The sequence below is a fragment of the Amycolatopsis sp. ATCC 39116 genome, from assembly GCF_000231075.2.
Taxonomy (GTDB): Bacteria; Actinomycetota; Actinomycetes; order Mycobacteriales; family Pseudonocardiaceae; genus Amycolatopsis_E; species Amycolatopsis_E tucumanensis.
Window position 1 is genome coordinate 112368 of the sequence record NZ_AFWY03000001.1, and the last position, 10725, is coordinate 123092.

At 69.8% G+C, this 10725-nt stretch carries 10 protein-coding genes; 4 read left to right on the plus strand and 6 right to left on the minus strand.

The features are described from left to right. Window positions 1–54: 54 nt before the first annotated feature. Together AMY39116_RS0300630 and AMY39116_RS41835 are read left to right on the plus strand one after the other, a co-directional pair. On the plus strand, window positions 55–1335 hold the full coding sequence (locus AMY39116_RS0300630) for a ferric reductase-like transmembrane domain-containing protein (RefSeq protein WP_020415771.1): 1281 nt from the start codon (window positions 55–57) through the stop codon (window positions 1333–1335). Window positions 1336–1341: 6 nt separating this feature from the next. Then, entirely contained in the window at window positions 1342–1770 is a 429-nt protein-coding gene (locus tag AMY39116_RS41835) for a MarR family winged helix-turn-helix transcriptional regulator (protein WP_020415772.1), read from the plus strand. A gap of 220 nt (window positions 1771–1990) precedes the next feature. On the opposite strand, the gene AMY39116_RS0300640 is transcribed toward AMY39116_RS41835, so the two are convergent. Together AMY39116_RS0300640 and AMY39116_RS0300645 are read right to left on the minus strand one after the other, a co-directional pair. After that, window positions 1991–2839 carry an ABC transporter permease gene (locus tag AMY39116_RS0300640; protein ID WP_020415773.1) on the minus strand — a complete coding sequence of 283 codons (849 nt, stop codon included), beginning with the start codon at window positions 2837–2839 and terminating at the stop codon, window positions 1991–1993. Then, on the minus strand, window positions 2839–3774 hold the full coding sequence (locus AMY39116_RS0300645) for an ABC transporter ATP-binding protein (RefSeq protein ID WP_039791082.1): 936 nt from the start codon (window positions 3772–3774) through the stop codon (window positions 2839–2841). The genes AMY39116_RS0300640 and AMY39116_RS0300645 overlap by 1 nt, the downstream gene beginning before the upstream one ends. 154 nt (window positions 3775–3928) lie before the next feature. Between AMY39116_RS0300645 and AMY39116_RS0300650 the strand changes: the two genes are divergently transcribed. Together AMY39116_RS0300650 and AMY39116_RS0300655 are read left to right on the plus strand one after the other, a co-directional pair. After that, the gene (locus AMY39116_RS0300650; protein WP_027935516.1) at window positions 3929–5107 is read left to right on the plus strand and encodes a sensor histidine kinase; all 1179 of its coding nucleotides are present in this window, start codon (window positions 3929–3931) and stop codon (window positions 5105–5107) included. Beyond that, window positions 5104–5772 carry a response regulator transcription factor gene (locus tag AMY39116_RS0300655; protein WP_020415776.1) on the plus strand — a complete coding sequence of 223 codons (669 nt, stop codon included), beginning with the start codon at window positions 5104–5106 and terminating at the stop codon, window positions 5770–5772. Before AMY39116_RS0300650 ends, AMY39116_RS0300655 begins: the two co-directional genes overlap by 4 nt. Window positions 5773–5941: 169 nt before the next feature. On the opposite strand, the gene AMY39116_RS0300660 is transcribed toward AMY39116_RS0300655, so the two are convergent. The 4 genes from AMY39116_RS0300660 to AMY39116_RS0300675 all read right to left on the minus strand — a co-directional run bounded on the left by AMY39116_RS0300660 (window position 5942) and on the right by AMY39116_RS0300675 (window position 10590). Continuing rightward, window positions 5942–7327, minus strand: a complete 1386-nt coding sequence (locus AMY39116_RS0300660) for an MFS transporter (protein WP_020415777.1) — start codon at window positions 7325–7327, stop codon at window positions 5942–5944. Between the two features lie 109 nt (window positions 7328–7436). Beyond that, complete coding sequence (locus AMY39116_RS0300665; protein WP_020415778.1) at window positions 7437–8237, minus strand: enoyl-CoA hydratase/isomerase family protein; 801 nt, start codon at window positions 8235–8237, stop codon at window positions 7437–7439. Continuing rightward, window positions 8230–9402: a CaiB/BaiF CoA-transferase family protein gene (locus AMY39116_RS0300670; RefSeq protein ID WP_020415779.1), complete on the minus strand. Its 1173-nt coding sequence runs from the start codon at window positions 9400–9402 to the stop codon at window positions 8230–8232. Before AMY39116_RS0300670 ends, AMY39116_RS0300665 begins: the two co-directional genes overlap by 8 nt. 177 nt (window positions 9403–9579) lie before the next feature. Continuing rightward, window positions 9580–10590, minus strand: coding sequence for a LacI family DNA-binding transcriptional regulator (locus tag AMY39116_RS0300675; protein ID WP_027935517.1), 1011 nt, complete (start codon window positions 10588–10590; stop codon window positions 9580–9582). Window positions 10591–10725: the final 135 nt, after the last annotated feature.

Here is a 10725-nt window from a genome sequence, read left to right on the forward strand (position 1 = left end):
CACGACGAGTGACGGCGTTGGACGAACCACTCGCTTTTACATAGCATGCTATCTATGTCGGACAAGGTGCGCTGGAACCTGGTGGCACTCGGCGGGTTGTCCCTCGGCCTGACCGCAAGCGTCCTGTTTCTCGCCGTCCCCACGTCGGGATGGCTGACCGGCCTGGCCTTCCTCGCGGGCGCGATCGCCTACGCGATGATGGCGGCGAACCTGTTCCTCGCGATCCGGCGACCGGTGCTGGAGAAGCTACTGGGTCCACTCGACCGCGTGTATGTCGCTCATCGCGTGATCGGCACCGGTCTCGTCGGTGTGCTGCTACTGCACCTGGTGATCACCCCGATCGCGTCGGCCGTCGAGCACGGCGAGAACGTTCTGAACAGCCTCGGCGTGGCTGCTGTGCTCGGTGCGCTCGGCACACTCCTGCTACTCGCCTCGATCGCGCTGTCGATCAACACGAAGGTGCCCTACGACCGGTGGCTGCGGGTACACCTGGCCACCGGGGCCGCATTCCTCGTGTGGACGGCGTACATCCTCATCGCGGCGAGCAGGTGGCTGTCCTTGACCACTCCCCTGGGTTGCCTGCTGATCCTGTTCGCGTTGCTAGGGCTCGCGAGCTTGGCGGTCCGGGTGTGGGACAAGGCGCGTGGCGGCATCCCCTACACGGTTGTCGAAACCCTGGGACGAGAGCGGGGACGCGAGATCGTGCTGCACCCGGACGGGGCTCGGCGAATCGCCCGGCACCGTCCCGGCCAGTTCATGTTCCTGACCGCGAACGCCGAGACGCATCCCTTCACGCTGACGAGCGCGGCGGGGGCCGACGACCTCCGTGTGCTGATCCGCCCGTCCGGCGACTGGTCTCGCCACGCCCAGACCCGCCTCACCGTCGGTGACCGCGTGCGTGTCGACGGGCCGTTCGGTGCGTTCACGCCGTCGGTGAATGCCGGCACCGCAGCGCCTCAGGTCTGGATCGCTGGTGGCGCGGGGATCACCCCATTCCTTTCCTCGTTGCGCAGCGCGAACGGGATGCAGCAGGGGCAGGTCGAGTTGGTCGTCGCGGCAAGGGATGCCACGGACGTACCGTGCTGGCAAGAACTGTCGACTTCGGCCGCGACGAAACCGTGGCTGACGCTGACACCGGCGTTCAGCGCGCTGGGTGGACGGCTGGACAGCGAGGCTGTGAGCCGCCTCGTGGCGCGTCAGCCAGAGGACGCCGAGTGGTACCTCTGCGGTCCCGCCGGGCTCACGGATATCGTGGTACGCGCACTCGATCGGCTACCGGCCGCGCGAGTGCATCGTGAGCTGTACGAGTGGCGGGCACCGATGAGAAGCCGTTAGGAAGCAATGGAATTCGACCGTTTCGACTCGGCTGGCTTCATGATCAACTGGTGTGCCCGGGTGTTCGAGCGCCGCATGGCCGCGGCTCTCCGCCCCCTCGGGCTCAAGCCGGCCTACCTTCCCCCGTTGTTCACCCTTTCCGCGATGGGCGAGGCGACGCAGAGCGAACTGGCGAAAGCGTCGGCGATACAGCAGCCGACCATGGCGCTGACCCTTCGCCGGATGGAGCGCGACGGTTTGATCACCCGAGTCCAGGCGAAGGCCGACGAGCGCCGGGCGATCGTACGCCTCACTCCGACGGCCGAGGAAGTCCTGCCGCAGGTCGAAGCGATCGCCCGGAGCATCAACGAGGCGGCGTTCGAAGGCCTGCCTGACGACGCACCAGCACGGCTGATCGAGCTGCTGCGGCAGACCGTCCGGAACCTCGAGAAATGACCCTCACGCCGGCTCATCCTCGGTCGTCGGCCCAGACCGACCGCAGGGTGGGTGAACCCGCGGATATCGCGGGTTCAATCCCTCGGGATCGGCGCTGATCCCGGTACCTCCCGCGACCTTCGACCCGACGGCATCAGCAGGCTCCGTGCCGGGCTCCGTCTTGCCGGAGCTCGCCACTTCCGCGCCGGCCCGCGCGCGGGGAGACTCTGCGGTTCGTCGGTCACACGTCCCGTCGCCGCATCGTGATGGTGGCGGCGCCCAGCGCGGCCACGACCCACGCGGTGACAACCGCGGCGCCCGCGCCCGGACCGAGGGTGCTGCTGCCGGCGGCCTGCACCTCGGTGAACGAGGCGGCGGCGGAGCTGGGGAGGAAGCGCAGCAGGGTGTCCCAGCTGTCGGGCAGCAGCGCGCCCGCGATGTTCGGAAGGATCATGACTCCGCCGACCACGACGCCGATGCTGCCGGCGACGCTGCGCAGCAGCACCCCCGTGCCCAGGCCGATCAGGGCGATCGCGGTGATGTAGCCGATCATACCCATCAGCGAGGTCAGGACGCCGTCGTCGGTCAGGGCCACCGTGGGAGCGCCATTGGCGGAGAGGATGCCCATTCCCGCCCCGTAGGAACCCAGGACGGCGATCACCGAGGTGGGGACCACCACGGCGGCGAGCGCGGCGGCCTTTGCGGCGACGACCTGCCAGCGCCGGGGCACGGCCGCGACGGTCGCGCTGATCATCCGTGAGCTGTACTCCCGCGCCCCGGCCAGGCTGGCCAGGACACCGACCAGGAGGACGGCGAAGGTGGAGCCGGTGAGGACGGTGGTGAGGGGTCCGCCACCGCCGAACGGGCCGGCGTCCTCGCCGGGCGCGGCGAGCGAGCCGCTCGACACGGCCGCCGCGATCGCGCCGAACCCGATCATGGCGACCACGACCGAGAGCATGCCGATCCAGGTGCTGCGCAGGCTGCGGATCTTGATCAGTTCGGACCGGATCGCCCGGCCCAGGGTCTGGCGTTGCGCGGGGGTGTGACTGGTCGCCGCAGCGTGCCGGGGTGACGGGAGCGTGGTGGTCATCAGGCCGCCTTCTCGTGAGTGTTGTGCTGGACGGTTGCGGCGTACTCCACGCTGTCGCGGGTGAGTTCGAGGTAGGCGGACTCCAGTGACGCGGTGACCGGCGTCAGTTCGTGAATCCGGAGCCGGTGTGCGGTGGCGATGTCGCCGATGTCGGCCGCGGTCATGCCGCGGACCTCGAACCGGCCGGGCTCCCGGGTGGTCAGGGTGACCTCGTCGCCGGCGAGCAGCGGCGCGAGCGCGCCCGCGTCCGGGGAGACCACGACCACCGCGTTGCCCCCGGGCGACTCCTCGATGAAGTTCGCGATCGAGGTGTCGGCAAGGATGCGGCCCTGACCGATGACCAGCAGGTGGTCGGCGACCAGCTGCATCTCACTCATCAGGTGGGAGGACAGCAGCACGGTGCGCCCCTCCGCGGCGAGTTCGCCCAGCAGTTCGCGGATCCACTGGATGCCGTCGAGGTCGAGGCCGTTGACCGGTTCGTCGAGGAGCAGGACGGCCGGGTCGGCGAGCAGTGCCGCGGCAATGCCGAGGCGCTGGCCCATCCCGAGGGAGAACGACTTCGCCGGCTTGTGCGCGACGTCGGTCAGGCCGACCGACGCGAGGACCTCGTCCACGCGGCGAGCATCGATGCCGACGGTGGCGCCCAGGGCGAGCAGGTGGTTGCGGGCGCTGCGGCCGCCGTCGACCGCCTTCGCGTCGAGCAGCGCGCCCACCTCGGCGAGGGGTGCGCGGGACGTGACGTAGGGGTGTCCGTTGACGAGCGCGCTACCGGAGGTGGGCCGGTCGAGGCCGACGATCATGCGCATGGTGGTGGACTTGCCTGCCCCGTTGGGGCCGAGGAACCCGGTGACGACGCCGGGGCGGATGGTGGCGGTGATGCCGTCGACGGCGCGCTTGCCGCCGTATGTCTTGGTGAGTTGCCGTAGCTCGATCATGGTGTCCACGATCCGGGGAACCGCCACCGGTGCGCGTCGTCTCGTCGCAGGCAGTCGGCCTGACGCGGCTACCACGTTCGTGGTATGCCCCGCAGGGGCGGTCTACCACGGCCGGCAGACTCACGGACCGCGCCGAGCGTCTACTTTGACCAGTATGGCAGCACTGGCGACCCGGCGTTGGACGTCTCGTCACCCCCTGACGCGGGACATCCTGTTGGCGTGTGTGGTGGTCACCTTCGGTGCCGCGGGTGAGCTGAGCGGGATGCGGGGCGAAACCGACGGGGTCCTCACCACCCGTGATGTGGTCGCGCTGCTCGTCGCGCTGCTCGCGGTGGCCGCCCGCCGGTACCACCCACCGCTCAATCTGGCGGCCACCGCCGTCGCGTCGACGGTACTCGTCGTCGCGACCGGCGTGGAGCAGCCGGTGTTGTTCGTGGCCCTGGGGATCGTCACCTTCACGATGGCATTGCGCACCGACCGCCGCTCAGCGCTGGCGCTCGCGGGTTCGCTCGCCGCCTGCCTGTACACCGTCGACGCGTTCGTCAGCACGGGATCACCCTGGTCTCCCGAGAGTCTGGGACTGTTCGCCTGGATCGGGATGGCCACCGCAGCCGGCGACGCCGTCCGCAGCCGGCGCGCCTACATCGCCGAGGTCGAAGAGCGGGCCCGGCGCGCCGAGCGGACCCGCGACGAGGAAGCCGCCCGCCGGGTCGTCCAGGAGCGGGTGCGCATCGCCAGGGAACTGCACGACGTGGTCGCGCACCACATCGCGGTCATCAACGTGCAGGCAGGGGCCGCGAGCCACGTCCTCGATCGGCACCCCGAACAGGCCGGCCGGGCGCTCGCGCACATCCGCGACGCCTGCGAAACCGTGCTCGGCGAGCTCTCGTCGATCGTGGGCGTGCTGCGCCAGTCGGACGACCAGGACGGCACCGAACCCGTGCGCGGGCTGGCCCGGCTCACCGACATGCTCGACGCGCTCGCCGCCGCGGGTCTCGTCGTCGAACGTGAGCAGATCGGCCACGCACGGCCGTTACCCGCTGTCGTGGACCTCGCCGCGTACCGGATCCTGCAGGAAGCGCTCACCAACGCACACCGGTACGGCACCGGCACGGCGCGCCTGACCATCACCTACGCGGTCGAGAAGATCACCCTCGATATCGTCAACTTCATCGCCGACGGACGCGCTCCTGCCGGTTCCGGCTACGGCATCCTCGGCATGCGGGAACGCGCCGCCACCGCGGGTGGCAACCTCGACGTCCGGGCCGGGCCGGACGGCCGCTTCACCGTGCACGCCGAACTGCCGGCCCCGACCTTGAAAGCCGCACTATGACGATCCGGGTGCTGCTCGCCGACGACCAGGCGCTCATCCGCGCCGGTTACCGGATGATCCTCGACGCCGAACCCGGCATCGAGGTCGCCGGGGAAGCCGTCAACGGACGCGACGCCGTGTTCCTGGCCCGTACGACCCGTGCCGACGTCGTGCTCATGGACATCCGCATGCCCGAGGTCGACGGCATCGAAGCCACCCGCCGGATCGCCGCCGACGACGACCTGGCCGGCGTGCGCATCCTCGTCCTGACAACGTTCGAGAACGACGAGAACGTCCTGCACGCCGTCCGCGCCGGGGCGAGCGGCTTCCTCGGCAAGAATGCCGGGCCCGACGAGCTGGTCCACGCAGTCCGCGTCGTGGCCGCCGGTGATGCGCTCCTGTCCCCGAAAGCCACCCGCAGCCTCGTGCAGCACGTCCTCGGCCAGCCCGTCGCCCAGCCGGCCGCCGCACTCGACCACCTCACCGACCGGGAACGTGAGATCGTGGTCCTCGTCGCACACGGACTGTCCAACGACGACATCGCCGAGCGTCTGCACCTGTCCCCGTTGACCGCCAAGACCCACGTCAACCGCGCTATGACCAAGGTCGCCGCCCGCGATCGGGCTCAACTGGTCGTCTTCGCCTACCAGAACGGTCTCGTCCGCCCGGGCGACCCACCTCCCTGAGGCGAACCCGCGAGGTTTGGCTGCCCGTTGGCGCACCCGTCGGCCGGTGCACCCGCGCAACCCCGTCGGACACCTCGGCGAAGGTTCGCTGCCGATCTCCGAAGATCGTCATCACCTGGTGTGGGTGCCCCGAGACCAGCCGGCTCGGGGCACCCACGCTCGACGGCGCTCACCCGCCCTCGCCTGGCTTCGCGGAAGCCGGCACGCCGCAGCCCGCGCCTGCGCCCGGGCTCTCGACCGGGCTGTCCAATGCGGACAAGGACATGCCCTTCGTCTCCCGGGTCGCGACCACCGCGATGGTCGAGATGATCGCGGCGACCGCCAGGTATAGCGCGATCGGGATCGACGAGCCGAAGCTCTTGAGCAGCGTCGCGGTGATGAACGGCGCCAGGGAGCCCGCGAAGATCGACGTCGTCTGGTAGCCGAGTGACACGCCGGCGTAGCGCATCCGCGTCGGGAACAGCTCGGCCATCATCGCCGGCTGCGGCGCGTACATCAGGCCGTGCACGGCGACCCCCAGCACCAGCGCCAGCACGATCAGTACCGGGGATCCGGTGTCCATCAGCGGGAACCCGGCGAAACCCCACCCGATCATGGCGACCGAACCGGCGAGGAACACCGGACGGCGGCCCCACCGGTCCGCGAGATGGCCGAACAACGGAACCAGCACCATGTGCGCGAGGTGCGCGAACACCAGCAGCAACAGGATGTCGGTCGTGCTGCTGCCCACCCGCAGCGCCAGGTAAGTGATCGAGAACGTCACCACCACCTGGTACAGGATGTTCTCACCGACCCGCGCGCCCATCGCCACGAGGACACCGCGCGGGTACTGCCGCACCACCTCGATGATCGAAGTCCGCTCGTTCTCCCGCGCCTGCGCCTTCTCCAGCGACTCCAGGAAGATCGGAGCCTCCTCCACCTGCGTGCGGATGTAGTAACCGATCAGCACGATGACCGCCGAGGCCCAGAACGCGGTGCGCCAGCCCCAGGACAGGAACTGCTCCGGTGAGAGCACTCCCGACAGCCCGAGCAGGACCACTGTCGCGACCAGGTTGCCGATCGGCAGCCCCGCCTGGGGCCAGCTGGACCAGAACGCCCGGCTGCGGTCCGGGCTGTGCTCCCCCACCAGCAACACCGCGCCACCCCACTCGCCGCCGAGGGCGAAGCCCTGTACGAACCGCAGGAGCACCAGGATCATCGGCGCCCAGTACCCGATGGAAGCGAAGGCGGGAACACAGCCGATCGCGAACGTCGCCGCCCCGACCAGCAACAGGCTCAGCTGCAGGAGCTTCTTCCTGCCGAGACGGTCACCGAAGTGCCCGAAGACGATCCCGCCGAGCGGGCGGGCTACGAAGCCCACCGCGTAGACGAGCAATGCGTTGATCACACCGTCGAGCGGCTCGTCGGACTGCGGGAAGAACAACGCGCCGAAAACCAGTGCCGAGGACGCCGAATAGAGCAGGAACTCGTACCACTCGGCCACGGTGCCGGCCATCGAGGCCGCCACGACCTTGCGCAGCCCGCTCGGCGGCGGGCTCGCTTGCTGTGCTCGCATGGGTGACTCCTTTGTCGATGAGGAACTGCACAACCGGTTGTGCAGCGCGGATGAAACGGTCGGCGCGCGGCACCGTCCGTGGACGGGCGGTCAGAAGTAGTGTGGCGGGTCAGCGACCGCGGAAGTGAGGCGGTCGCTTGTGGACGAACGCCGCGATCCCTTCCCTGCCGTCCGCCGACTCGAACAGAGCGGACAGCTTCGCCCTCTCCAGCTGGAAACCCGCGCCAGCCGACGCTTCCGCCGCGGCCGGCACGGCGGCCGTGACCGCCTCGCGGATCGCGGCGACGGCCAGTGGCGCCTGCTCGGCGAGGGTGGTGGCGATCTGGGCCGCCCGGGCCGCGAGTTCGTCCTGGGCGCAGCGGTGGGTGACGATGCCTGCCGCCTCGGCCGCCTCCGCGTCGAGGCGCTCGCCGGACATCACCAGCCACTTGGCGCGGTTGGGTCCCACGTGCCAGGTCAGCCGCTGCGTACCGCCCCACCCCGGGAGCAGCCCGAGGGAGACCTCGGGCAGACCGAACGACGCCTCGTCCGCCGCGACCACGACATCGCAGCTGAGCACGAGTTCGAACCCGCCCCCGAGCGCCAGACCGTTCACCGCCGCCACGACGGGGACCGCACATTTCGCGATCCGGTCGCACAACTCGTTGCACCGCTGAGTGAAGGCGTCGAACGACACGCGGTCCGCGTCGGCGTAGAACGCGATGTCGGCACCGGCGGCGAAGGCCTTGCCCGCGCCGGTCAGCACGATCGCGCGAATGGCGGGATCGCCCTCCAGTTCGGTGAGCGCGTTTTCGAGCGCGTCCACGACAGCGGCGTCGATCGCGTTGTACTTCTCCGGCCGGTTGATCGTGACGACCGCGATGGGCGCGGACCGCTCGACCAGCACCGGGCAGGGCGCCGTGTCAGCCATGCACCGCACCGCCTTCCATCAGGCGGGCGATTTCCCCAGCGGAGTACCCGAGTTCGGCGAGGACCTCCCCGGTGTGCTCCCCGAGCGCCGGGGGCAGGCGGCGGATTCCCGGGCGCTGCCCGCCGTAACGGATCGGGTGGGCGAGGACCTGGACCGGACCTGCCGACGGGTGGTCGAAGGACAGGAACGTCTCGTTGTGGCGCACCTGCGGATCTGCCACCACGTCGTCATAGCTGTTGACCGGCGCGTGCCAGATACCGAACTCGGCGAAGCGCTCGGTCCAGTACCTCGTGCTCTTCCGGGCGAGCAGTTCGGCGATACGCGTGTTGATCTCCTCGCGCATCGCGTACTCGGCGTCGGGTTCGACTCCGCGGAACCACGGTTCCTCCAGCACCTTGCTCAGGGCGTCGGTGCTGGTCAGGGAGATCGTGAGGTGCCCGTCGGCCGTGGCGAACACGCCGTAGGGCGCCTTGTAGAACGGCGAGGAGATCCCGCTGGTGCTCCGCTGCCCGCGGAAGCCGTTCAGGTGGTACGACAACGGTTCGATCTGCAGGTCCAGCGCGGCGTTGAGGAGGTTGCTCTCCACCCTGGTGCCTTCGCCGGTGCGCTCGCGTCCGTGCAGGGCGGCGAGGATGCCCAGTGCGCCGAGCACGGCACCGTGCTGGTCGACCAGCGAGGCGCCCACCGGGGTCGGCGGCCCGGACGCCGGGCCGGTCGCCGACGCGAGCCCGGACAACGACTGGATGAGCACGTCCTGCCCGGGGCGGTCCTTGTACGGGCCGTCGGACCCGTAACCCGACAGCGAGCAGTAGACCAGCCGGGGGTTGGTCCGGCGCAGCTCTTCGTAGCCGAGCCCCAGCCGGTCCATCACCCCTGGGCGGAAACTCTCGATGAGCACGTCGGCGCTGTCGATCAGCCGGCGCAGCACCGCTTTCCCTTCGTCGTTCTTCAAATCGACCGCCATGCTGCGCACGTTGCGGTTGCCGAGCAAGAAGAACACCGACACACCCTCGACGTAGGCGTCCGGGCCGGACCAGCCGCGCTCGAAGGCACCCTGCGGCGGTTCGACCTTCACGACGTCCGCGCCGAGGTCGGCCAGGATCTGCGTCGCCGAGGGGCCTTGCAGGAAATGGGTGAAACTGACGATCTTGATTCCGGAAAGCATTGTCGCCCTCGTCCTGTCAACGAGGAGCCTCAGCCGACGCACATCGGCAAGGGATCGCGGTTGTGTGGGCAGGGGCAGCTGCGAAACGATCCCGGGGCTCCGAACGGAAATGTCCGGGCTCGAGTGAAGTGCCACAGTGGACACTGCCGACGATGGTAAGCGGTGGCCGCCTCTCGGTCAAGGGACCGGCCGCGTCGACTCCCGGACGATCAGCTCCGGCGCCGGCTCCTCGACCACGACGTCGCCGAGTCGTTGCCCCGCAAGGTGGTCGAGCAGCATTCCACACGCGCGGCGCCCCAGGGCGCGCAGCGGCATCCGCACGGTGGTGAGGGCGGGGGCCCAGGTTTCGGCGACCCAGGTGTCGTTGATCGCGACGACCGACAGGTCCTCGGGCACCCGGACACCCAGGCGGCTCAGCGCCGACAACGCCCCGATTCCGGCGTTGACACTCGAGACCACCAGCGCGGTCGGCCGCGTTTTCCGCTGCATCATCCTGGTGACGGCCGCGGCACCACCAGGCGCCTCCCAGCCGGAGCGCTCGACCCACGACGGACGCACCCGGAGTCCCGCCGCGCGCATGGTCTCGGTGAAACCGCGGTGACGACGGACGGCGGTGTCGTGGTCGGCCACACCGGCGAGGTGACCGATGCGTTCGTGACCGAGGTCGATCAGGTGCCGGGTCGCCGTCGCGGCCCCACGGACGTCGTCGAGGACGACCGAGCCCGCGCGCCCGGCCAGCTTGGAGTTGATCAGCACCACCGGCGGATCACCGGCGAGCACCTCACGCAGGCGCTGGTCGTCGAAATCCTCACGCCGTTGCAGGAGAACCCCGTCCACCCGGCCTTCGGCGACCAGCCGGCGCAACTGGTCGCGGCCAGCCGGCGGCGGGTCGATCTGACCCAGCAGCACCGACATGCCCGCCTCGCCCGCCCGGTCCTGCACGCCCGCCAGCATCTCGGCGAACACGGCGTTGTTCACGTCCGGAACGATCAGGCCCACGGCGCCCGACTTGGCGAACCGCAACGCCCGCGACCGGTGATTGGGCACGTACTGGAGCTCCTCGGCGACCGCGCGCACCCGACGGCGGGTCTCCTCGCTCATCCGGGTCCTGAAGTCGCCCGTCAGAGCACGCGAAGCCACCGCCTTGGACACCCCCGCCGCCTCGGCGACCTCCCGCAACGTGGCCATGGGCTGGAGCATATCGCGATCGGACACCGCCGGCACAACCGGTTGCGCGGACTGCACAACCGGTTGTGCACCGGCGTCCGCCGTGCTTTACTGCCTCCGGGTTCGAGTGAGCACCATCGATGTCAGCGAGGCCAC